A 22685-nucleotide genomic window follows, 5' to 3' on the forward strand; every position below is an offset into this window, starting at 1 on the left:
TCTTCAAATTCGATAAGACTCTTTGTATCCTTTAATAATCCAGCAATTATTGATATAATATCCATGGGAAGACCTCTCTCTCTAGATGTTCATCTTGAAGTGTACAATTAGATGATAGAGCGTCTTCCCATTTTTTTCCACTCATTTGCCCCTTCGAGTAAAATTTTACACATACCATGTCTGTAGTTGCATGTTGCATGACTTCGCCGTTCAATCGTGTTTCCAGTGTCAGCACATCCCCGTCTTGGATTTCATCTTTTGTCACCATCCAAGCCCTAATGCCCCTGTCCTTTCAAAGTTTTTACCTGATCCCCATTGGAAAGTGTGTTGTTGCCAGTCACGAACCGAGCCGTCATTGTAAATAGGATAACCTGCAATATATTCAAAAGCTTTTTCTTCAGGAGTTCTTCTTCCGTTCTTGCCTATTACAACTGCAATTTCAACTTCATAATCGAGCTTTATTTGATTAGCCGGCCTCTCACACCACTTATCCAGACTTCTGGATAACCCCGCCGTGCGTACGGTTCGGTACACGGAGTCTAAAGTTTACGATGGTACAGACAGATAATAATCCAGAAATTCTCTGCTTTTTCATCAACGCAGTGTCCTTTAGATCTTTCTATAAGACACTTCTCTGTTTTTTTCTTCACCCATTTGTTCTTTAAGTAAGCATGGTGTTAACCATAATATATTGATAAAATACGCTTCAATTCCTTGCCGGCAGATTTTAAAAGTTCAATAGCTGTAAGCATTAGGATTCGGTATAGATTTTTACAGATTCGTTGAATGGGAAAAAAGCGCTATCATCAGGCTAATAGACTAGTTACATTTTACTATTTTTTTATTTTTTATGTAAATTCACAATATTTCGTCAATAATTTTATATTTCGCATGCTAAGATTGATTTTACTATTGATGTTGAAACAAGAAAAAAACCGCCGCAACAGGATACGTGGTATTCCCCGCAATCTATGATTCTTCCATCCTTCAACAAAAATAGCAGGTTCAAGCAAGGAGGTGAGGATTTTTTTCTTTTTTGCTGCCATTCTTACAAAATCAGGAGGGATCAAGTTGAAAAAACTGGTAAAAAAACTGGAAATTTGCTTTATTGCCGCATCGATTACGCTATTTGCGGGAACAGCTGCCACAGCCACGACTGCCAGTGCAAAAACAATAGCAGCAGCCGATAGGGTAAAAGGCTGGGTTGCACATCATCCGCTTCATTACAAACACAACTCAAACGGGATTCATCCAAATGCTGTCTCAACTGTTTACTCACCAGCACAAATCAAAAAGGCTTACGGCATTGATCAATTAAGCAAGACAGGTGCCGGCCAGACCATCGCGCTGATCGAAGCGTATGGCAGCCCGACCATTACCAGCGACCTCAACACGTTCGACCAGCAGTTCGGACTTCCAAGCGCCAACATTGAAGTCGCTTATCCAGGCGGCAAACCTAAAAAAGACGAGGGTTGGGCGCTCGAAATAGCCCTTGATGTTGAATGGGCACACGCGCTTGCCCCGAGTGCAAAAATTATGGTAGTTGCTGCTAAATCCGCTTCAATCACTAATTTACTGGCAGCAGAAGATTACGCAACAAGTCATGGAGCAACCGTTGTCTCTAACAGCTGGGGAGGGTCAGAATTTTCAACCGAATCTTCCTATAACAGTCATTTTAATCATACCGGCATTACTTACCTCGCTTCTTCCGGAGATAACGGGAGTGGCAGTTCGTGGCCTGCATCCTCACCGAATGTTGTTGCGGTGGGCGGCACAACTTTAAATTTGACCAGCGCTGGCCAGTACGGTAGTGAATCTGCATGGTCAGGTTCTGGAGGGGCTACCAGCACTTACGAAAGCCGGCCTTCCTATCAATCCGGTTGGACAAGTATCGTCGGCGCAAAACGCGGTATCCCGGATGTATCTTTTGATGCGGATCCGAACACAGGTGTCTATGTCTACTCCAGCACAAAAGACAATGGCCAATCCGGCTGGTTCCAAGTTGGCGGAACAAGCTTTAGTGCACCTGCCTGGGGAGCGCTCATCGCACTGGCAAATGAAGGACGCACGCAATCCTTATCAAGTGCACAAGTCCTTAGCACTGTTTATAATACCGCCGGCACAACCGGAAGCAGCGGCTATACTGCGAATTACCATGATATTCAAACCGGAAGCAACGGTTATGCCGCAGCAGCCGGTTATGATCTCGTCACCGGCATCGGTAGCCCGATTGCAGATAAAATTGTGCCAGCACTTTCATTAACAAAATAAAAATCCTGAGGCTGTCCCGAAAGCAGGATCGGGACAGCCGTACTGAAAAGAAGCCGCCCAAATGACGTTTCAGACTTTTAAGAGCATCCTTTATAATTCCATCTGATTCAGTAAGTCCTTCAGCGCCTTCAGTTCATCCGTATTCAGCGTAATCCCTTTCCCCATTTTCTCATGTTCCGGCGCCCAGTCACGCAGATCAAATTTCGGCGCCTTTCCGTTCCAGCTGACTAAGTTCAGTTCTTTTGTCCATCCTTTTGGAGATTCAGAAATTGTTCCGATTGTTTCTTTGATTTCATATTTAAAATCTGCCATGTCAATGACCACCTTTTCCCATCATAAAAATTTGGAACCTTACTTTAATAGTGCAGGATTCCGGTCTGGAAATCAATACGGTTCTCATCACATTTTTATGTTCAAAAGTATTAATATTGACTTTCAATCCTGCTGACTTGGCTGCCTGGCTGTTTTAACTGCATTGCCGAGCGTTGGGCAATTGTCGGATTTTTCAGCTCCTCGCTTTTGACAAGGTTTCCGGCTAAAAATACCATCGAATAGATTTTTCCGCTTCCCTGTGTATCCCAAATAACTTTGGCACGCCGTTCCGTTCCAATGGCTTTAATGGTGGAGAGAAGCGCTTTTTTCATGCCGTAATACTGGTGGATAGACCGCCATGATTTTTGCTTCCCCTGTAAAGATGCTTGAGATTCGATGAAAACAAATAAAGCGAGAGAAAGAAAAAATTCCTCGATAATATAAGGATATTGGCACTGGCTAAAATCAGTGGACCTCACGTGATAGAGACATTGCCATTCGGAATGCAAAATTAATGCAAAAAGTTTGCCGAAACGTCTGTTTCCTTCCCCATTCTCCACAAAAACAAAAAGCCCGCAAACCCAGTCATATCAAGGGTTCACGGACTTTTTATCCCGTTCTTTATTTTTCTTAAAATGGAGACGGTGGGAGTCGAACCCACGTCCAGAAATATCGCCACTCAAGCGTCTACGAGCGTAGCCGATATATTCGCATTTCGCGCAGCCATCTGCCTATCGGCGGGCGTCCGGTGCGCTAGCCTGATTGGTCTCTTCCTTCGTCCCCAGGCGGAGGACAGCCGGCGTATCCCACTGAAGTTGAGACCCTTACCCTACCACGTGGGCGATGGAGGGAGGATCCGCTTAGCGCTTATTAGGCAGCTAAAGCGAGTTTAGTGTTAGATTTGCCAGTTATTTTTAGGCGTTGCGTTGTTACGGGGACGACCCCCCGGCTCGCAACTTGAGCTCGATCTATCCCTGTCGAATCCGTAACGTCCCCGATATAAAAGGGCGCTTCAGATTTTACTTATTACTGGTCTTGCATATCCTATTATAACATGAATTCCGCAAGATGCAATTGATCAATTTTCCCGTACGTGTAAAGTTTTTCTAGTTTTCAAATGAGCTGAATAAGAGATGAAGATTTGTTACGTCATGATCCATTGCAATCTTATATCCCACACCTTTTCTTTCGTTGTCGGTAATCCGCTAGTTAAAAATTCATTCTCGGAGGCTTTTTCAGAAGGTCTTTCTCAATCATTAAAAATCTCGATCGTACGGAAAGAATGGTAGCGGGTCAACAGGCGCACATAAAAACATCCGGCAAATGCGGAGTGCATGTCCTTTAATCTCTCAGCATATTCAAAATATGATTAATTTTAGTATCATGCCTGCCGGTTTTTCCACTTAGAAATTCGATATCGCCTTTTACGCCTTTCAGTTCATTTGAAACAACAGTAAAAACTTTTTTGTGCTCTTCCAGTTTATCATTTGTAAATTTAAAATTGCTTCGTAATTCTAACGTAAGATTGTCAACTTTGGTTTCGATGCGTTCCTGGCCTGCTTTTAAGCCGGAGACATCACTTTCCAATCGATCCTGGCCTGCTTTTAAGCTGGAGACGTCGTTCTTTAAACCGGAGACATCACTTTTTAAATCCTTTAGTTCACTAAGAATTTGCTTCAAAATTTCATCCATCGTCTTTCCCCCTTTGTTGCGGATAGGATAAGTATAACATAGAGGCTATTTTCTTTACTATACCCTATATTTACACTTCACTGATCTATCTTTCGTGTCTTTGGCAAGCGGGATGATTATTTTCTTAAAAAGGAAGAAGCCAAGTGGCAACCAACCTGGCCGTTATGGTCCTGTAGCTTAATTCCGCCGTTTGACGAGGATTAAACCGCTGATGCCACCAATGAAGGGAAATATCATTAAGAGCGGAAAAAACTGTGTTGGTAACCCCTTATCTTTTTGATCGGTTTCATTTCCAATTCTGTTGCGCTTTTATCATATCGTTCACAGCATTTTTACCGTCCTAGTAGTTGATCCACTGTACCTATTAGAATATTATGAAAATGATTTCCTGTCATGACAATTTAGAAAAAATACTGTGCGAGTTTTCCTGACAGTATGATACAGCAGAAAATACATACAATACCTATAGGTGAAAATAATGAATGAAAGAAAACTGTATAAGTCCCCCCTTTCTGCCCTGCTGTGGTCGGCTGCCTTTCCGGGCTTCGGGCAGCTTTACAACGGTGATTATTTTATCGGATTTCTGCTCATGCTTTGTACGGCAGTCATCAATTTCGGGTCGAACTTGAATATGTCGGTTTACGTTGCGTTCAAAGGAAATTTTGGCATGGCCAGCGAACGATTCCATCCCGAGTGGGGGATTTTTTTCCTGCCGTTTACTGCTTCTCCCTGTGGCAAGCCTTTAACCAGTCGGTATCCATTAACCGGAGATTGGCATCATTGGGGGTAAAAAAGCCAAAAAAAGCAACACATTTAACCGGTTTCTTTTTCGGCATGTTGGCGGGTTTCCACTTTGGCCTCTTCTGGCACTTCTCTTTTTTCAGGTTGCTCGGATGTTTGCGTGTTCTCGATTTGCCAGTGATTAATGGGCTGGTGATCGGCTCTATTTGTGCTGCCTTAGGCCACTGGATTGAGTCTCTTTGTGATAAACACGATAAAAAGTAGATCCTTTAGCGTTTCGTACATACTCAACAAGAAACAAAAAAGAAATTGAAATAAAGGAAGTATGCTTTTTGGAAAAGCCAACAAATTATAAGTCCCCGGTTGCGGCACTCTTGTGGTCTTTTGCATTGCCTGGATTTGGTCAATTTTATAACGGTGACTATTTGCTCGGTTTTCTTTTTATGGCTTTGGAATTGACCATTAACCATCAGTCCCGTTTGAATTTGGCCATTATTTATGCATTCCAAGAGAACTTTGAAAATGGGCATCATGTGATTAATTATGAATGGGGCATGTTTTATCCATCCGTACTCTGTTTTTGTCTTTGGCAAGCTTTTAACCGCGCAAAAGAAATCAATTGGCATTTAGAACAGAAAGGGGTTTCACCTCCAAAAAACAAAGTCAGTCTCACAGGAGTTCTATTTGGACAAGTAATAGGAATGAATTTTGGCTTTTATTGGCACCATTTTTTCTTTTACGAAAAATTCCGTATGCTGCGCTTTCTTGATATTCCGGTTATGAACGCATTCGTTTTTGGGCTTATTTTTGCTTTATGGGTTATGGAATCGAAAAAATTTTTCGTTCGTCGAAAAAAGTAAAGTTCAATTAAAAGACTTGCAAGCAGTGGCACTTTCTTGATTCCGGTAACGGTAAAAAAGCTCGTCCTGCAGGGTAGTCTGAAGTTTTTAAAGCATGGGAGGCAAACAATGCAAAAGCCGGTTTTGTTTATAAAAAAAGATAAGCCGGTATTGAAAAACGAACGTTTGTCCTTTATAATAAAACTGAAAAATAAGAAAAGGAGTGCTGCCATTGGAACTTGTAATGGAAAAACATGCCGGTTATCACGTGCATGATCGTTTGTTTAAGGAGCTGATCCAAAACTTTTTTCAGGAGTTTATGGAGGCGTTTTTCCCGGATGTGTCAGCGGATCTCGACTACCGCCGGGTGCGGTTTTTGTCGCAGGAACAGTTTACGGACTTTCCGGGCGGTGAGCAAAAACGGGTTGATATCCTTGCCGAAACAAAGGTAAAAGGGAAAGACACGGTGATTCTCATCCATGTAGATCCGCAGTCGTATTACGAGAAGCCTTTTCCTGAACGCATGTTTCGTTATTACATGATGATCAGTCTCCGGCACCGGAAACCGGTATTGCCGATTGCCGTTTTTAGTTACGAGGAGAAAACAGAAACCCCTGATACGTACACCTTTGCGTTCCACAACATTGAAATTCTTCGTTTTCACTATTTATCCATTCATCTGATGAAACAAAATTGGAGAAATTATATCCGGAGCGACAACCCTGTTGCCGCGGCATTATTAAGCAAAATGGGGTACACAGAAAAAGAACGGGTGCAGGTCAAACTGGAGTTTCTGCGGATGCTGGCCCGGATGGAACTCGATCCTGCAAAAATGAGGCTGTTACACGGTTTCTTTGATTATTATTTAAAATTGAACGAAAAAGAGGAGGCGGAAGTAATGGAAAACATTAAAATGCTGGATCCAGACGAAGCAGAGCAAGTATTGAAGCTGCCGAATTCCTATTTTGACCGCGGGTATAAGAAGGGGAAAGAGGAAGGCAGAGAAGAAGGAAGAGAGGAGTTATTACAAACCATTGTTTCCAGAATGCTCAAGAATGGCCTGGAACCACAATTGATTGTTGACATGACCGGCCTGATCCAGACAGAAGTGGAAAAAATAAAACAGCAACTGGAGCATTCATAAGATGGAAGTCAGACTGCCTGGTGTGGATGGAAAAGAAGTTGTTTTAGACTTGCCGAACTATTATTATGACCTCGGGTATAAAAAAGGATTTAAAGAGGGATTTAAAGAGGGATTTAAAGAAGGATTTAAAGAAGGAGTAAAGGAGAGAAGAGAAGAAGAAAGAACACGATTGATTATCAACTTGCTAAAAAATCAAGTGGATGTGAAGGCCATCGTCCAAGCATCCGGCTTGAGTGAGGACGAGATCATGAAAATCAACAGGGAGAACAATTGGTAAGAACACCATTGTACTTCAAAACCGCCAGCCTGCAGCAGGCGGTTTTGAAGTACGCTCGTTTGCCTGTACAAGGAATTCTCCGCCATGCTGCTGAATAAAGAATAAAGCTTTACACGAATGGGGGATGTTGATGCAAACTGCTTTTATTGCGGGCCATGCGAAGCTTCCGTCCGGGATGGCGGCCCAAAATATTTATGATACTTTGACGATAACGGCGGAAATTGAGATGAGGTACGGTGTCATTCTTGATGTCTCCTGTACACTGGCTACGGAGCACGGAAGGAAATTTATTTCCCATCTGCTTAGGGGTTACAGCTTAAATGATGGCATTGAGGAACCATTGAAGCAACTGCAGGAATTTTACTTAGGCAAAGCTTCAAATGCCTTAATTTCTGCTTTTAAAGATTTGTATAAACAGTATCGTCTCGTATTGAAAACAAAACAGGGGGAATAGCCCCCTATCCAAATCGTGCTTTCACCATATTCTGAGCGTTTTAGCCAAACTTTATAGGTAAGGTTTTTATAGAAAATGAGAAAAAGCTTTGCACTCGAAAGCCATTTTTGCAGATATCCATTCTATGAATGGCAAACATTGCAGCACTTGCTGAATGAGCCGGAAAAAAAGCCACAACGGATTCGACCAGCAAGCCTGTTGCCGCTTATGACGTCGTTAAAAATTTCTATGCCGAGGCCACCGGTATTTCATTATAGAAGCTGTGCCGTTACGATTCCTCCGCACCGCTTTCTGTAAACGGCCAGGCCGGCAGCATTTTGCTGAGCGGTTTGTCCGTACGATAACCGAGGACGTATTCTGCCTGCATGATCGTGTGAATTTCGCGAGTGCCTTCGTAAATGACCGGTGCCTTCGAGTTGCGTAAGTAGCGTTCAACCGGGTATTCGCTTGAGTAGCCGTACGCGCCATGAATTTGGACGGCATCGTTGGCGGCTTCATTGGCGAAGTCGCACGCTTGCCATTTGGCGAGCGAGGTTTCGCGGGTGTTGCGCTTCCCTTGGTTTTTCAGTTCGCCAGCGCGGAAAACGAGGAGACGGCTCATTTGGTAGCCTGCTTCCATTTTCGCAATCATTTGCTGGACAAGCTGGTGTTTGCCAATTTCACGCCCGAATGTTTTCCGCTCATGGCAGTATTTTACGCTTGCTTCAAGGCAGGCCTGGATCAGCCCGCACGCGCCGGCTGCCACGGTAAAACGGCCATTGTCAAGCGCCGACATGGCGATTTTGAATCCTTCGCCTTCTTCCCCAAGCAGGTTTTCTTTCGGCACCCGCACATTGTCAAAAAACAGTTCCCCGGTATTTCCGGCTCGGATCCCGAGTTTGCCTTTAATCGCTTTCGAAGAAAAGCCCGGCAATGTGCGCTCCACGATAAATGCGGAAATGCCATGATGTTTTTTCGCTTTATCGGTGTAAGCAAATACGAGAAAATGGTCCGCGACATCGCAAAGCGAGATCCATGTTTTCTGCCCGTTTAAGATATAAAAGTCCCCGTCTTTTTCGGCCGTTGTGCCAATGCCGGCAACATCCGAGCCCGCGTCCGGTTCCGTGAGGCCGAATGCCCCGATTTTCTCGCCTTTTGCTTGCGGGACAAGGTATTTCTGTTTTTGTGCCTCTGTTCCCCACTGCAAAAGGGTGAGGCTGTTTAAGCCGGTGTGGACGCTCACGGCCGTCCGGAAGGCGGTATCCCCCCGCTCGAGTTCTTCGCATACAATCGCGAGCGCGTTATAATCCATGCCGCTTCCGCCATATTTTTCCGGGATGCAGACCCCCATCAGGCCGAGATCCGCCAGCTTTTTCAACAGGCTGGTTTCAAAATGATGGTTCTCATCCCATTCGCGAATGTTAGGCATAATCTCTTTATCTACAAAATTCCGTACGGTTTTCTTTAAAAGTTCCTGTTCTTCCGTTAATTCAAAATGCATGATTCATTCCTCCTTGTACGCTTCAATTTCTTCTTGTGAAAACCCGATCCTGCGTAAAATCTCTTCTGTGTGCTCTCCCGCAATGGGCGGGTGTTGCACGTACCGGACAGGGGTTTCAGATAGTTTTAACGGGCTTGCGACAAGTTTGATTTCCCCGGCAACCGGGTGCTCCATTTTAATAAACATTTCCCTTGCCTCAAGCTGCGGATCGGCCGTTACCTGCTGCAGGTTTTGGATTGGGCCGCACGGAATTTTCCGCTTCTCCAATGCTTCACGCCAGAAGGAAACCGGCCGGGTCCGAAAAACCTGTTCCAAAATCGGGATCAGCATCTCACGGTTTTCAACCCGTTTCGGATTTGTCGCGAATCTTTCATCCGATGCAAGCTGCCCCAGTCCGAGCAGTTCACAAAGCGTCTGAAACTGGCGGTCGTTTCCAACGGCGATCGCAATCTCCCCGTCGCTCGTTTGAAAAGATTGATAAGGGACAATATTGGGATGCCGGTTGCCAGGCCGCCCGGGAATGTTACCCGACATAAGAAAGTTGCTGGCAATATTAACAAGGGCCGTTGTAGCTGAATCGTAAAGCGAAAGGTCGATTTTCTGCCCTTTCCCCGTATGCTCCCTTGCCAAAAGGGCAGCCTCTATGCCGATGCAGGCATACAGCCCAGTTAAAACATCGGTAATGGCGACGCCTGTTTTCAGCGGCGGCCCATTTTCTTCGCCTGTGATGCTCATCAGCCCGCTCATCGCCTGGATGATAAAATCGTAGCCGGGCAAATCTTTGTACGGGCCGGTTTCCCCGAACCCCGTAATCGAACAGTAGACGAGCCGCGGGTTGAGTGCCCGGAGCGTTTCGTATCCGAGCCCAAGCCGCTCCATCGTGCCGGTTTTAAAATTATGGATGACAACATCGCTATTTTGCGCCAGCCTGCGAATGATTTCTTTTCCGCTTTCACGTTTTAAATCAAGCGTAATGCTTTTTTTATTCCGGTTGGCGCATAAATAGTAAGCGCTTACGTTTTGCTGGAACGGCGGCCCCCATCCCCGTGTTTCGTCACTCCCGCCGGGTGCTTCGACTTTGATCACTTCTGCACCGAGATCGCCAAGGATCATTGTGCAAAAAGGCCCGGCCAGCACCCTTGTTAAGTCAAGCACTTTTATCCCGGACAATGCGGATTTCAACCTATCCACTCCTTTCAAAAAGTAGAAAAAGCCAGCATTGCATCCATGAGGCACGGATAAAATGACTGGCTTTTTCTGCCGGACAGCTTATCTTGCGGGATAAGCAGGCAGAATAAACAGTTATGTCTTTCTTTAATTGGGGCTTGCTGAATAAGCAAAGTTCCTCGATTTGGCAAGGCTGCTAACAGCTTTGGCAACCATTTAAATGCAAAGGTTTTACCACAGATCCAGGGAAATGCTTGCACTCGAAACCCGATTCAACGTATGGAGAAGATGAAATCTCCCCTTTTCGCAAAAGGATTCTTCTAAATTTTTGAGACAGAGCTTGCAGACAAATTGGGTACAAACTTAGAATCGGATTCGTTCAGCAAGCCCTAATTGGATTACCCCCGGCTGGCTTTGTTCACGCATTCCGGGAAGGGAACATCGCACAAAGCTTGGCGGGTGTTATGTATATAGGATAATCCATTCCGGAAAAATTGTAAATCGTTTTTGAATATTTTTATAAGAAAATCAAAACAAACAGTCAGATTGGCCATGCTGATAGCGGCGGCCTATCCATACAGTCCTAAAGTGCATTCGCATAGCGCGTGATCGTTTCGGATTTCATTCTTATCCAATGTAGGTTGAATGCCAATATCCGGAAAAACTTGATTGTTTTATTTTTGACCGCGGAATTGGGGAATGTTAAATTATAGGAAAATGGTTGTTCAGGAGGGATTTTCATGGATGGGAACAAAAAACAGATCCGGCTGGCAAGAAGGCCTGTTGGAACGCCAACAATGGAGGATTTCGCTTTTACCGAAGCGCCAATTGGCACACCAGGTGAAGGCGAAGTGCTAATTCGAAATGTATATATTTCCGTTGATCCGTACTTAAGGGGAAGAATGGAAGATGTGAAATCGTATATCCCGCCTTTTCAGCTGAATGATGTCATTGTAAGCGGCGTGATCGGACAGGTTGTCGCATCGCAGTCCGCCCAATTTAAAAAGGGCGACATCGTGATCGGCACGCTTGGCTGGGAAACATATTCCATTGCACATGAAAAAACGATTCGGAAGCTGGATCCCGATCTTGCACCCATAACGACCCATCTTGGCATTATTGGAATGACCGGGCTCACCGCGTATTTTGGTTTGCTCGATATCGGGAAACCAAAAGTAGGTGAAACGGTGGTTGTATCGGGTGCTGCAGGGGCGGTTGGCTCCACTGTCGGCCAGATCGCAAAAATCAAAGGAGCACGTGCTGTTGGAATTGCCGGATCGGAGGAAAAATGCCGCTATCTGACAGAAACATTAGGGTTTGATGCAGCCATTAATTATAAAACGGAAAATGTCAGAAAGACACTGAAAGAAGCATGCCCTGACGGTGTTGATGTCTATTTTGACAATGTCGGCGGTGAAATTTCCGACGCGGTCTTTCCGCTATTGAACGATTTTGCGCGCATTCCGGTATGCGGTGCCATATCCGCTTACAATAAAACAGAGCCGGACGTCGGGCCGCGTGTACAGCAATATTTAATCAAAACGAGTTCGCTGATGCAAGGTTTTACAGTCGGCCATTACAGTTCCCGCTTTAAAGAAGCCGGCGCCCAGCTTGCTGCCTGGTTGAACGAAGGCAAATTAAAATATGAAGAAACGATAACAGAAGGTTTTGATTCGATCATTGACGCTTTTCTCGATTTGTTTAAAGGAAAAAATATCGGAAAGCAGCTGGTGAAAATCAGCGAATTTGAATAATGTAGAAAGAAACAATCATCATGGGTGTATGGCTGCACCAGTCGGGACATAACGATGCATTGATCAGGTATGGGGCGAGGATAGAGGCTGCCGTACTTGACAATAAGTTATGTCCTCTTTTGTGCATTCAACCAGTTATATGGAATTTCACAATAAGGCCGGGCATTGTTCTTGCTTCTTTTATATAGAAGAATTCCTGATTATGCTGTAAAGTCGGCCAAAAATTTGGACCGTGGCTGAATCCGCGTTTATAAACCGGAGTGTAATGAGAGAAAGGCAGAGCAAGATGTCTTTTCCCCAACGGTTTCTGTTTCCCGCGTGTTTCTGGAATTTAACAGATGTTCAAAAAAGCTAAAAGCACAATGAAAAACCGAACAGGTCTCATGCAAATCTTCCTTTTTATTGGCGGAGTTTTCATGATTTCACCACAAGAATCCGGCTGTGCGGAGGGAAAATCGTCAAATATCTTTACCTTGCACACGCCTGGTGATTCCGGTATGATAGGGGCACAATGGTGTCGGCGCAGGGGGATATAAATTTGAGAGAACTGCTAACTAACCGGTTTGTCCGGATGATCTTTTTATCGGAACTATTTTTGCAAGCCGGGATCTGGGTACGGAATTTTGCCGTCCTGTTGTTTGTTACAGATAAAACGAACGGAAATCCGCTTGCGGTATCAATGATTTCAGTGGCAGATTATTTGCCCATTTTCATCTTTAGTTTTATCGGCGGGGCATATGCGGATCGCTGGCAGCCAAAGAAAACGATGATCTGGTGCGATTTGCTGAGTGCCGCCTCGGTTTTTGTCGTGATCGGGGCGCTTATATTTGGGTCGTGGCAGGTGATCTTTTTTGCCATGCTCGTTTCTTCCACTTTATCGCAGTTTTCACAGCCGTCAGGTTTAAAGCTGTTTAAAATACATCTGGAAGAACGCCTGATTCAGCAGGGGATGGCGGTCTACCAGACGATTTATGCCGTGTTCATGATTTTTGGCCCTGTGATCGGCACGTTTGCTTATCAAAGGTTAGGCATTGATCTTTCGATAACCATTACCGGCGTAGCTTTCCTGCTCTCCGCAGCGGCCTTGTCTTTTATTCCGCGCGATGAAAAGGTAAAAAAAGCTGAAAATGCGACAAATATTTTCCAGGAAATGAAAAGCGGGGTTCGTTATGTGCTTGCAAAAAAGGAACTCAAGCTGCTTGGCTGCGGATTTCTTACTGCCGGGCTGGGCGTTGGTCTCATTCAGCCGATGAACATTTTTCTTGTAACCGATCGCCTCGGCCTGCCGAAAGAATACCTCCAGTGGCTCGTAATGGTAAACGGGATCGGCATGATTGCAGGCGGCGCGTTTTCAATGTTTTTTTCGAGATCCGTCTCCCCGCTTAAATTGCTCTTTACCGGATTGCTCGCGAATGCCCTCGGGCTTGCGGTGATCGGCGCGTCAACTTCTCTTTGGCTGACGCTTGCTGCGGAGCTGGTTTCCGGCCTGTTCTTGCCAAGCATTCAAATCGGGATCAGCACGATGGTTTTACAAAATACGGAAGCGGACTATATTGGCAGGGTGAACGGCACGCTTTACCCGCTTTTCACGGGGGCAATGGTGATCACGATGAGCCTTGCCGGCCTGGTGAAAACATGGCTGTCAGTGACGGCTGTTTTTGAAATTGCGGCGTTATTTTTTATCATTGGCCTCTGCTTTGCCTTCCCGTTAATGAAAGAACGATCACATGCGAGGTGAAGTCTTTGCGGTACGGGCAAGAGGCGAACAGTTTTTTAAAAAAAAGGGATGCTTCGAAACGGCGGAAGCACCCTTTTTCGTATATCGTTCTGTAAAATATGGATGAACAGCTTCTTTTAAACAGGGCAGTGAAAGGGGAATAGAAGCTTTGATTTCGAATCGGCAAAAACAAATATTATGGTTGTTACAAAAGTCAGCAGGCCCTCTGAATGCGAAGGCCATTGGGGAACGGCTGGGCATTAGCGACCGGACGGTAAGGGAGGAAATTCGGCAAATTCAACAGAAGAGCGATGCGCTTGGCGTAAAATTGAAAGTGCTCAGGGGAAAGGGATACCTCCTTGAAAAAATGGACGATCGTCGTTTGCTCCAGTTAGAGGAAAACGGGCTTTTTGCAGAACAGGAGGAAAGGGTCAAGTATATTTTAAAGCGTTTGCTACTGGAAAAAGATTATGTGAGGCTGGAAGATTTGGAAGCAGACCTGTATGTTTCAAAGTCGACACTTCATACGGATTTGAAAAAGGTAAGGAAAATATTAAAAAAGTACGACTTAACCTTGGCTAACCGTCCGCATTACGGAACAAAAGTGGAGGGCGGTGAATTCAAAAAAAGGCTGTGCCTGGCGGATTCCATTTTTGGCTGGCAAAATAAGCCGGGTCAACAAAATACCCCGTTCAATCAGGATTTATTCCAAAAAGTAAAGCAAATCTTGATTCGCATTATTTCCAAATACCGGATACGCTTTTCCGATATAGAATTGCAAAATTTGGCAACCCATATTACCCTTGCATGCAAGAGAATCGAGGACGGGTTCACGATTGAGCCGTTGCCATTTCACTTTAAAGAATCCTACACTTTTGAAAGGAAAGTGGCAAAGGAAATTACCGGGGAAGTGGAAAAAATCTCCGGCATCCCGTTTCCCCCTGCAGAAATAGACTATATTCTCGTCCATTTACTGGGGACAAAACTGATCTCCAAGCATGTAGCGCGGCAAGTATCCGATGAGATTGATGATATTGTCAACGCCATCCTCCATAAACTAAAGACTCAGTTTCATTGGGATTTCAGCAATGACAAGGAATTCAGAAACGGACTGACATTGCATCTGCAAACATCCTTGAACCGGATGAAATATAAGATGAATATCCGGAATCCGTTGCTGAATGAAATGAAAACCAAGTTCCCCATTGCCTTTGAAGGGGCAGTCGCTGCCGGCGAGTGCATTGAAGCGGTTATCCATAAAAAGGTGAATGAGGACGAAATCAGTTATCTTGCCATTCATATTGCCATCGCGCTTGAGCGAATGAGAAAGAAGAAGCGTGTTCTTGTTGTGTGCGCGACAGGGTTGGGCAGCGCCAAAATTTTGTCCTATCAGCTGGAAAACAGATTTGCAAATGAGATGGAGATTGTGGACACGATCAGCTATTACACTCTCTCTGATTATGATTTGTCACGGGTAGATCTGATTGTCAGCACGATCATGATTCCCGATTATTTAGCAGTGCCTGTTGTGGTGGTCAGTCACTTTTTGGAAGAGAATGATGCCATCCATATCCAACGGGAAATCGGCCGTCTGAAAGGGAATGTGCAGAAATATATGGCGCCTTCCAAAATATTTATCCATCAGGAGCTGGACAGCAAGGAGAAAGTCATTCAATTTTTATGCAAAAAATTAGTCGAACAGCATGCCGTTCCGGAAAATTATGCAACACTTGTTTTAAAAAGGGAGGCGATTGCATCGACTGCTTTTGGCAACCTGGTCGCAGTCCCGCATCCGATTGAATCGGTTACCCACCGCACCTTTTGGACAATTTGTACACTTATCCGGCCGATTCAGTGGGATGAAGACAAAAAGGTGCAGCTGGTTTGTTTGCTCAATGTCGGAAAAGAAGATGGCAATCTGAATGCGATGTATAAATATTTAACCGGGGTCATCCAAAACAAAGCAGCCGTTCAAAAGATCATCAAAAGCAACACGGTGGAAGAGTTAATACAATGCATGGAGGCGGGCTAATTGCTTTTTGCAATTGGCTTTTTTGTTTGATTTTTTCCACTTGCAAGCGGAAAAAATTCGGAATAAAAGTGAAACGCTTTCATTCTATAATGAAAGTGTCAAGAAAAGACAGGAGGAGAGCATCATGGGAGACGAAAAAATCCGGATCTTATTGGTTTGCTCGGCAGGCATGAGCACCAGCCTGCTGATGGAAAAAATGCAACATTCGGCCCAGGACCGGGGAATTAACGCAGAAGTGATGGCCATGTCTTCAACGGAAGCGGATAAATTTTTGAAAAAGGAGCATGTAGATGTGCTGCTTTTGGGTCCGCAAGTCCGTTATATGAAAAAGAAATATGAAAAAGCGCTGGCAAAAACGGATATTCCTTTGGCTGTCATTGACATGAAAGACTACGGAAAAATGAATGGTGAAAAAGTACTGGATGCTGCGTTGCAACTTGTAAACGCCGGCAAATAAGGAAGGGGGTGTGCAATTTGGAAGAACCGCAAACAATGGATGTCGTCTTGGATTTGATTGTTCACAGCGGCAATGCCAAAAGCATTGGGATGGAGGCGCTGGACGCTTCGAAGCAAGGGGACTTTCCGATGGCCCGGCAAAAGCTGGAAGAGGCGGATCAGGAATTACTGGTGGCCCACCAGGCTCAGACCAATCTTTTAAAACAGGAAGCATCCGGCCAAACGATTTTCGTATCACTTCTTATGGTACACGGGCAGGATCATTTGATGAATGCCATTACTTTTTTAGATCTGGCAAGGGAATTGGTAGAAGTCTATCAAAATATGAAGGTCACGACAAAAGGGTAACTGCAGCCATTTACAGAGAGGAGCGTGTGCCATTTGGGACAAATCGGTATTTCTATTTATCCGTCGCGCAGCCGTTTTGAAGAGGACAAAGCTTATTTGGATCTGGCAAAAAAATACGATTTTACAAGAATTTTTGCAAGTTTGCTGGAAATTCAGGGGAATAAGGAAGAAGTTATTCAGAAATTTAAAAATATTATCCACTATGGAAACGCAATCGGTATGGAGACGATACTCGATATCAATCCGGGTTTGTTTGAACAATTGGGGATCCGTTACGATGATCTCGGCTTTTTTAAAGATCTTGGGGCATCCGGCATCCGTCTTGATCTTGGATTCACCGGGGCTGAAGAAGCCAAAATGACGCAAAACCCGTACGGCCTCAAGATTGAAGTTAATATGAGTTCAGGAACAAGGTATATCGATCATATCATGAGTTACAGGCCGAATACAGAAAAACTATATGCCTCCCATAATTTTTATCCGCAGAGATACTCGGGCCTTTCACAGAAACATTTTGAACAAACGACAGCCGTTTTCCGGGGATACCCTATTCATACTGCAGCGTTTGTCACTTCCCGCTATGGGGATCTCGGGCCGTGGCCGGTCCAGTCCGGGCTTTGCACACTGGAACAGCACCGCAAACTCAGCCTGCTGACCCAGGTGGCGCATTACCGCATCATGGGAACCATTGATGATATTTTGATTGGCAATGCGTATGCAACGGAAGATGAGTTGCGCGCCATGTCAGCAGTTTATTTGAATGTCCATCCTTCTTTGGAAGTGGAATTGCAGCCGAATCTGTCAAACATTGAACATCAGATTTTGCAGGAAGTTCACCAGTACCGGGGGGATTGTTCCGAATATATGATCCGTTCTTCTGTGACAAGAAGAAAATACCGGGACCACGACATCGAGCCCGGTGATACGCGCCCGATTCAACGCGGGGATCTGTTAATTTGCAATGATCGTTTTGGACAGTACAAAGGGGAGCTTCAGATTGCATTGAAAGAGATGGAGAACGAAGGAAACCGCAATGTTGTCGGCCATGTGAAAGAAGAAGCCGTTTTCTTATTGGATTACCTGCAGCCTTGGTCCACTTTCAAATTGATTTTTTCATAGGGGGTAAAAGAGATGCTTGAGAAAATTGAAGCCATTGCCGGCGCGATTGGAAGCCAGAGACATTTACGGGCGTTGAGAGACGGGATTTTGCTCAGCATGCCACTGATTATTATCGGTTCTTTTTTTCTCATATTGGGCAATCTGCCGATAAACGGCTATACCGATTGGTTAGCAAAGATTGAGCTAGCACCTGTCTTTAATAAAATTGTAAACGGTTCTTTCGGCCTGATGGCGATTATCGCCGTGTTCGGCATTGCCAGGAGCCTTGCCGACCATTATGAAGTCGACGGAGTAAGCGCAGGGGTTGTGGCCTTAGCCAGTTTTGTCATTGTAACGCCAGATGTGGTGGCAAAAACCGGTTCGGGCATTCCATATGCTTTTGTAGGCAGCGGCGGGTTGTTTGTTGCCATTTTAATCGGACTGATTTCGGCTGAAGTATTCAGGTTTTTTGTCCAAAAGAATTTTACCATTAAAATGCCTGAAGGGGTACCGGTAGCGGTTGAAAAATCATTTGCGGCCTTAATTCCTGGGTTCATGGTCATTCTCGTTTGGAGCTTGGTCTACTTGCTGCTTGGTTTAGCCGGTGTGGACAATATTCATACTTTATTAACCGGTATTTTAGGAAAGCCGCTTGGTGCGTTGGGTAGCAGTTTATGGGGAACGTTAATCATCATTGCCTTAAACTCCCTGTTCTGGTTTGTCGGCATCCATGGGGCGAATACGATCAATCCGGTCATTCAGCCGATTTGGCTGCAGAACACGGATGCCAACCGGATTGCATTTCAGGCGGGGCATGCGCTGCCGCATATTGTAACGAATGAGTTTATGATGAATTTTGTCTGGATGGGCGGCGGCGGCACCACGATCGGCCTTGTCATTTGCCTGTGGCTGTTTGCGAGAAGCAAAAACAACAAAGCGATGGGCTCGCTTTCTGTCGCGCCGGGTGTTTTTAACATCAATGAGCCGGTACTGTTTGGGCTCCCGGTCGTACTCAACTTTAAACTGCTCATTCCTTTTGTGCTAACGCCTATGATTACTGCTGTCATCACTTATTTTTCAATGGCAACCGGCCTGGTGGCAAAACCTGCAGGCATCGTCGTTCCGTGGACAATGCCGCCTGTGATCAGCGGCTACCTCGCAACCGGAGGGAAAATCAGCGGGGCAGTCATCCAGCTCATTACCCTGGCTTTATCTGTCGGCATTTATTACCCATTCGTTCGTAGCATGGATAAGGCTGAGCTGAGAAATGAAACGGACGAACAACAGGAACCAACGACGAAGGATAGCATTGCTTAATCCATAAAAGGCGCTTGTCTTAACGGGCAAGCGCCTTTTAATGGAAATAAAGGAGCAGTATTATTTTGCACTTAATTTATGCTCAAGCTGTTGTACAATTTGCGCGTGTTTTTCTTCTGTCAGCCTGATTTTGAAAAAGTAGAGCAATGCCGCAATGGCAATTAAAATCATCGGGCCGAAGAAAATGAAAAGTTTAAAGGTGAATAACCCATGGCTTGAGATATCACTTGGGAGGGCATTCCCTGTCATACCGGCAAGTACGGCTGCTATCCCAACAATCCCGTTGGAAAAGGCGCCGGCGAGTTTATCAAGCAAAGGGCGTACGGCTAACGTGACAGACTCATTCCGGTTCCCATTTTTTAATTGCCCGTATTCTACACTGTCGGTAATCGTCATCAGCGCCGCCAGGAAAATCATCGGATAAGGGAAAAAGTACAGCGAAACCGCAACCAAAACAGGGATTAAATGATGCCCGGCCAATAAGAACAGCACATAACCACAAAACATGAATATAATGCCGCCGGTGTAAATGGTTTTGCGTTTCACCCATTTCACCATTACCGGGAACAGGGCGACAGAAATCATGCCTAAGATGGCCGTAATCACACCGACTAAATAGTAATCACTCTGTCTTCCTAACACATATCTAAAATAGTAAATTAAAAGCGAGTTTGTAATCGTATACCCGAAAGCAAAAAGAAAATAAGAGAGTGCGAGCCACATTAACTGGTCATTTTTGCCGAGCACTTTAAAAACATCGCGAAGGCGAATCTTTTCAGTGTTTTCCCGGATCAAGTTCTTTGTTTCTTTCGTTCCCCAAATGGTGGCCATTGCCCCTAAAAAGGAGACAAGTGCAATGACAATTGCAAAACCGAGCCACCCGGCGCGTGTTTCCGTCTCACCTGAGGTACCGGAAAAAATATGGGAGAAAAAAGTAACGAGCGGTACAACCGCGATGACAACGCCCTGGGCTCCTAAAGTAGAGCCAAAACGGGAAATTGTGCCGAATTTGGCCCTTTTATCCGAGTCAATCGTTATAGCCGGCAGCATCGACCAGAAAGAAATATCTTTAATAGAATAAAATACATCAAGAATCACAAAAATAATGCCAAACAGAATCAAATAAAGATACGGGCTTTTTGTTGTTAAACCGCCTAAATTGGTAAAAATAAGAATCAACGCGATAGAGCTTACAGCCGCCCCGACAAACAGCCATGGCTTAAATTTTCCGTAACGCGTTTCCGTATTGTCGATGACGCCGCCAATAAACGGATCTAACGTGATTTCGGCGATACGGATGACGACAATCATGGTTGTTACAATCCCGATCATTTTCGCCCCCAACCCCGAATGGGTGCTGTCGAAAAGCTGGCTGGTGACAAAGATCATAAAATAGGTGCTTAAAGCGCTGTAAAAAGCATCATGGCCAAAAGCCCCGAATGCATATGACAAATACTGTTTCAACTGTTTCATTCTTAACGCCTCCTACCTGGTTTAAAGTACATCACACCGCCTGAACAAAACTTTAAAATTTTTACTAAAAAGTTATGAAGTTTAAAACGAGAATAATAGAAGAAATCTATAAAAACGCTAACATAAACCGCTTACAAGGTAAAGGATATGCCAATCCCACGGCGATGTCAAGTGATTTTTAGTAAAGTTTTACTAAAATATGTGGCATAATTTTCTCTCCGAACCTGTTTCAAAAAGAGAAAGCCTCCATCCAAAAGAGGCTCCCCTTTTTCCAGTCATCTATTCCCTTTTAGGTTCCCCTGTAAAACGTCTGTCTCTTTTCTTATGATCGTGCGTTTCCCCGGCGTCTTCCCGGACAAATGCAAGTCCGTAGCCGGTCGGGCTGATTTCAAGTGTTTCCCGCTGATTCTTTTTCGACGGCGGGTTCAAGTTTGGGTCAAATTGATTGGTTTCCATAAATCCTCCCTAAGTGGATTCCGGGGTTTTCTGTTCTGTACGTCTCCCCGCTTTTTTCCATACGGCATAAGCAGCTGTAATGAGCAAAAAGAAACATAAAGCGGCATAAAATCCCATCCGGAAATCGGCCACGCGTAGGCTCATCACAAACAGTACCATTATGGCAAAAAGCGAGGCATAAGCGCCCGGAACGCCCCAGATCAGTTTTGATTGATACGTTTCGTGTTCACTCCGTTTTTTTCGCCAAACAAGAAATGTAATTAAATTCAACGCCCAGTTCAAAAAGGTGATATAGGACGATGCCGAAACCAAATAGTTATATAAAGCAGCAGGTAGGAGAAAGGACAGTCCGACAACGAGCAGGCAGCCCGCCCCGGCTGTCAGCCATGCGTACCGGTACAAGCCGTTTTTAGCATGTCTTAAAAACAGGTGCGGCCCCTTTTTTGCCTCTGAAAGCGAAACGATTAACTGGACAGATGTATAATAACTGGCCGCCATGACGGAAAAAGCTGCAAGCAGGATTACAATATTGAAAAAGGAAGCCGCACCACTCATGCCGATCACATCCAATGCATGAACAAAAGGTGATTTATGGACGGAGACGGTATTCCATGCAGTCAGCATGACAAGCACGAGCATCGACAACACATACAGGCCGGCCGAACCGAAAACCATGAACCCGGCTGCCCGCGGAATCTGGATGCGCGGCTTTGCCACCTCCGTGGATGCCATTGCGACCGCGCTGATCCCGGAAAAAGAAAAGATGACAACCAGCATGGATTGAAGCAGCCCGGAAATGCCTTTCGGGAAAAAGGCATGTGGGCTTGAAAAAGGGTTGCGGGCCGCCATCCCGTTCTGCGTGAATAGCACCCAGGCCCCCACGGCAATAAAAGCAATGAGTGCTGCCACTTTAACAACTGCCATTCCCGATTTAATCGGCCCGAAAATCTCAATATTCATGGCATTCAGCACAATAATCACGGCCATAAAAACGATTGCGAGCACGGGAAGCGGCACTTTCGGCAGCCAGTAGTGCGCAAAAACGCCCATCGCGATTGCTTCCGACCCGATCGCCAAAATACTTGAAACAAATAGCGCCCAGCCAATTAAAAAGCCGGCATACTGCCCCAGAAAATGTTCAATATAGACCCGGAAAGACCCTTGCTGCAGGCGGTTTACATTGATGCTCGTCATTGCCCCGAGCACCTGCATCATGAGAAGGCTGCCGATCAAAAAAGCAAGCGAAACGGACGGCCCCGCTTCCCTGACAGCAAGCCCCGAACCTAAAAAGTACCCGGCCCCGATCACTCCACCGATCCCAAGCCCGGCCAAACTGTACTCATTTAATTTGCCGCCTTTTTTTCTCGCCGCTTTCCGCTGGTGCTTGGACACCGTTCCGACATTGATCGTTTTTTGAATTTTGCACACCCTCTTTATCTGCCTTTTCCGTTATCATGCGCCGCCACGGGGGGATCCATACGAAAAATCGTGTCGCTTTGGGTTTTGCCCGGCTTCTAAACGGGGGAGTAAAGAATAACCATGCTGTTTGCCGGCAAACCTTCGTTCATTTGCTGGCCTTTTATGCCCAGTTGCCGGCGCTTTTTCGCGGCATAGGCTTTTTTTCATCCGGTGCGGGATTTTCCAGCGTTGTATGCGT

23 protein-coding genes and 1 other RNA gene are annotated in these 22685 nt (G+C 45.2%); 14 read left to right on the forward strand and 10 right to left on the reverse strand.

Annotation, left to right across the window (positions count from 1 at the left end):
* Window positions 1-261: 261 nt before the first annotated feature.
* The gene (locus tag NFR98_RS15840) at window positions 262-534 is read right to left on the reverse strand and encodes a fumarylacetoacetate hydrolase family protein (protein ID WP_196491394.1); all 273 of its coding nucleotides are present in this window, start codon (window positions 532-534) and stop codon (window positions 262-264) included.
* Window positions 535-1071: 537 nt separating this feature from the next.
* On the opposite strand from NFR98_RS15840, the gene NFR98_RS11040 reads away from it, so the two are divergent.
* Window positions 1072-2271, forward strand: coding sequence for a S53 family peptidase (locus NFR98_RS11040; protein ID WP_014097488.1), 1200 nt, complete (start codon window positions 1072-1074; stop codon window positions 2269-2271).
* Between the two features lie 90 nt (window positions 2272-2361).
* Here NFR98_RS11040 and NFR98_RS11045 read toward each other — a convergent pair whose 3' ends face one another.
* The 4 genes from NFR98_RS11045 to NFR98_RS11060 all read right to left on the reverse strand — a co-directional run bounded on the left by NFR98_RS11045 (window position 2362) and on the right by NFR98_RS11060 (window position 4275).
* Window positions 2362-2583 (reverse strand): YdbC family protein, encoded by a 222-nt coding sequence (locus NFR98_RS11045; protein ID WP_014097487.1) that lies wholly within the window; start codon window positions 2581-2583, stop codon window positions 2362-2364.
* Window positions 2584-2693: 110 nt separating this feature from the next.
* Window positions 2694-3062 carry a hypothetical protein gene (locus tag NFR98_RS11050; RefSeq protein ID WP_230090472.1) on the reverse strand — a complete coding sequence of 123 codons (369 nt, stop codon included), beginning with the start codon at window positions 3060-3062 and terminating at the stop codon, window positions 2694-2696.
* A 154-nt stretch (window positions 3063-3216) separates the two neighbouring features.
* Window positions 3217-3579, reverse strand: a transfer-messenger RNA (tmRNA) gene (ssrA, locus tag NFR98_RS11055).
* A gap of 345 nt (window positions 3580-3924) precedes the next feature.
* Window positions 3925-4275 carry a hypothetical protein gene (locus tag NFR98_RS11060; RefSeq protein ID WP_014097486.1) on the reverse strand — a complete coding sequence of 117 codons (351 nt, stop codon included), beginning with the start codon at window positions 4273-4275 and terminating at the stop codon, window positions 3925-3927.
* A gap of 478 nt (window positions 4276-4753) precedes the next feature.
* Between NFR98_RS11060 and NFR98_RS11065 the strand changes: the two genes are divergently transcribed.
* From NFR98_RS11065 to NFR98_RS11090, 6 genes are all read left to right on the forward strand, one after another.
* Window positions 4754-5065, forward strand: a complete 312-nt coding sequence (locus NFR98_RS11065) for a hypothetical protein (RefSeq protein ID WP_035191206.1) — start codon at window positions 4754-4756, stop codon at window positions 5063-5065.
* Complete coding sequence (locus NFR98_RS11070) at window positions 5056-5280, forward strand: hypothetical protein (RefSeq protein WP_017550734.1); 225 nt, start codon at window positions 5056-5058, stop codon at window positions 5278-5280. Before NFR98_RS11065 ends, NFR98_RS11070 begins: the two co-directional genes overlap by 10 nt.
* 68 nt (window positions 5281-5348) lie before the next feature.
* On the forward strand, window positions 5349-5876 hold the full coding sequence (locus NFR98_RS11075; RefSeq protein WP_017550735.1) for a hypothetical protein: 528 nt from the start codon (window positions 5349-5351) through the stop codon (window positions 5874-5876).
* Window positions 5877-6087: 211 nt separating this feature from the next.
* The gene (locus NFR98_RS11080; protein ID WP_251460144.1) at window positions 6088-6999 is read left to right on the forward strand and encodes an RpnC/YadD family protein; all 912 of its coding nucleotides are present in this window, start codon (window positions 6088-6090) and stop codon (window positions 6997-6999) included.
* Window position 7000: 1 nt separating this feature from the next.
* On the forward strand, window positions 7001-7276 hold the full coding sequence (locus NFR98_RS11085; protein ID WP_168985874.1) for a FliH/SctL family protein: 276 nt from the start codon (window positions 7001-7003) through the stop codon (window positions 7274-7276).
* 130 nt (window positions 7277-7406) lie between these two features.
* Complete coding sequence (locus NFR98_RS11090) at window positions 7407-7730, forward strand: DUF3870 domain-containing protein (RefSeq protein WP_014096155.1); 324 nt, start codon at window positions 7407-7409, stop codon at window positions 7728-7730.
* A 268-nt stretch (window positions 7731-7998) separates the two neighbouring features.
* Here the strand turns inward: NFR98_RS11090 and NFR98_RS11095 are convergent, their stop codons facing one another.
* Both NFR98_RS11095 and NFR98_RS11100 read right to left on the reverse strand, forming a co-directional pair.
* Entirely contained in the window at window positions 7999-9210 is a 1212-nt protein-coding gene (locus NFR98_RS11095; RefSeq protein ID WP_251460146.1) for an acyl-CoA dehydrogenase family protein, read from the reverse strand.
* Between the two features lie 3 nt (window positions 9211-9213).
* A complete protein-coding gene (locus tag NFR98_RS11100) occupies window positions 9214-10392 on the reverse strand; it encodes a CaiB/BaiF CoA transferase family protein (protein ID WP_251460148.1) in 1179 nt (392 codons plus the stop codon).
* 725 nt (window positions 10393-11117) lie between these two features.
* Between NFR98_RS11100 and NFR98_RS11105 the strand changes: the two genes are divergently transcribed.
* From NFR98_RS11105 to celB, 7 genes are all read left to right on the forward strand, one after another.
* Complete coding sequence (locus tag NFR98_RS11105; RefSeq protein ID WP_251460150.1) at window positions 11118-12131, forward strand: NADP-dependent oxidoreductase; 1014 nt, start codon at window positions 11118-11120, stop codon at window positions 12129-12131.
* A 538-nt stretch (window positions 12132-12669) separates the two neighbouring features.
* Window positions 12670-13869: an MFS transporter gene (locus NFR98_RS11110; RefSeq protein WP_046721834.1), complete on the forward strand. Its 1200-nt coding sequence runs from the start codon at window positions 12670-12672 to the stop codon at window positions 13867-13869.
* A gap of 148 nt (window positions 13870-14017) precedes the next feature.
* Window positions 14018-15880, forward strand: coding sequence for a BglG family transcription antiterminator (locus NFR98_RS11115; protein ID WP_251460152.1), 1863 nt, complete (start codon window positions 14018-14020; stop codon window positions 15878-15880).
* A 124-nt stretch (window positions 15881-16004) separates the two neighbouring features.
* Window positions 16005-16337, forward strand: coding sequence for a PTS sugar transporter subunit IIB (locus tag NFR98_RS11120; protein WP_035189728.1), 333 nt, complete (start codon window positions 16005-16007; stop codon window positions 16335-16337).
* A gap of 35 nt (window positions 16338-16372) precedes the next feature.
* Entirely contained in the window at window positions 16373-16684 is a 312-nt protein-coding gene (locus tag NFR98_RS11125; RefSeq protein WP_237340715.1) for a PTS sugar transporter subunit IIA, read from the forward strand.
* A 33-nt stretch (window positions 16685-16717) separates the two neighbouring features.
* The gene (locus NFR98_RS11130; RefSeq protein ID WP_014096147.1) at window positions 16718-17803 is read left to right on the forward strand and encodes a DUF871 domain-containing protein; all 1086 of its coding nucleotides are present in this window, start codon (window positions 16718-16720) and stop codon (window positions 17801-17803) included.
* A gap of 12 nt (window positions 17804-17815) precedes the next feature.
* The gene (gene celB / locus NFR98_RS11135; protein WP_251460154.1) at window positions 17816-19099 is read left to right on the forward strand and encodes a PTS cellobiose transporter subunit IIC; all 1284 of its coding nucleotides are present in this window, start codon (window positions 17816-17818) and stop codon (window positions 19097-19099) included.
* Window positions 19100-19159: 60 nt separating this feature from the next.
* Here the strand turns inward: celB and NFR98_RS11140 are convergent, their stop codons facing one another.
* From NFR98_RS11140 to NFR98_RS11150, 3 genes are all read right to left on the reverse strand, one after another.
* Entirely contained in the window at window positions 19160-20572 is a 1413-nt protein-coding gene (locus NFR98_RS11140) for a glycoside-pentoside-hexuronide (GPH):cation symporter (protein ID WP_251460155.1), read from the reverse strand.
* A 279-nt stretch (window positions 20573-20851) separates the two neighbouring features.
* A complete protein-coding gene (locus NFR98_RS11145; RefSeq protein ID WP_014096144.1) occupies window positions 20852-21028 on the reverse strand; it encodes a hypothetical protein in 177 nt (58 codons plus the stop codon).
* Window positions 21029-21037: 9 nt separating this feature from the next.
* Window positions 21038-22456 carry an amino acid permease gene (locus NFR98_RS11150; protein ID WP_251460157.1) on the reverse strand — a complete coding sequence of 473 codons (1419 nt, stop codon included), beginning with the start codon at window positions 22454-22456 and terminating at the stop codon, window positions 21038-21040.
* Window positions 22457-22685 lie beyond the last annotated feature (229 nt).

It is taken from the genome of Weizmannia agrestimuris, assembly GCF_943193165.1.
GTDB lineage: Bacteria > Bacillota > Bacilli > Bacillales > Bacillaceae_C > Weizmannia > Weizmannia faecalis.

Excerpts from the sequence above, each read along its gene's own strand:
- NFR98_RS11065 (WP_035191206.1), top strand. The coding sequence starts at position 4,754 with ATGAATGAAAGAAAACTGTATAAGTCCCCCCTTTCTGCCCTGCTGTGG.
- NFR98_RS11105 (WP_251460150.1), top strand. The coding sequence starts at position 11,118 with ATGGATGGGAACAAAAAACAGATCCGGCTGGCAAGAAGGCCTGTTGGA.
- NFR98_RS11125 (WP_237340715.1), top strand. The coding sequence starts at position 16,373 with ATGGATGTCGTCTTGGATTTGATTGTTCACAGCGGCAATGCCAAAAGC.
- NFR98_RS11045 (WP_014097487.1), bottom strand. The coding sequence starts at position 2,583 with ATGGCAGATTTTAAATATGAAATCAAAGAAACAATCGGAACAATTTCT.
- celB (WP_251460154.1), top strand. The coding sequence starts at position 17,816 with ATGCTTGAGAAAATTGAAGCCATTGCCGGCGCGATTGGAAGCCAGAGA.
- NFR98_RS11085 (WP_168985874.1), top strand. The coding sequence starts at position 7,001 with ATGGAAGTCAGACTGCCTGGTGTGGATGGAAAAGAAGTTGTTTTAGAC.
- NFR98_RS11120 (WP_035189728.1), top strand. The coding sequence starts at position 16,005 with ATGGGAGACGAAAAAATCCGGATCTTATTGGTTTGCTCGGCAGGCATG.
- NFR98_RS11090 (WP_014096155.1), top strand. The coding sequence starts at position 7,407 with ATGCAAACTGCTTTTATTGCGGGCCATGCGAAGCTTCCGTCCGGGATG.
- NFR98_RS11145 (WP_014096144.1), bottom strand. The coding sequence starts at position 21,028 with ATGGAAACCAATCAATTTGACCCAAACTTGAACCCGCCGTCGAAAAAG.
- NFR98_RS11095 (WP_251460146.1), bottom strand. The coding sequence starts at position 9,210 with ATGCATTTTGAATTAACGGAAGAACAGGAACTTTTAAAGAAAACCGTA.
- NFR98_RS11140 (WP_251460155.1), bottom strand. The coding sequence starts at position 20,572 with ATGAAACAGTTGAAACAGTATTTGTCATATGCATTCGGGGCTTTTGGC.
- NFR98_RS11060 (WP_014097486.1), bottom strand. The coding sequence starts at position 4,275 with ATGGATGAAATTTTGAAGCAAATTCTTAGTGAACTAAAGGATTTAAAA.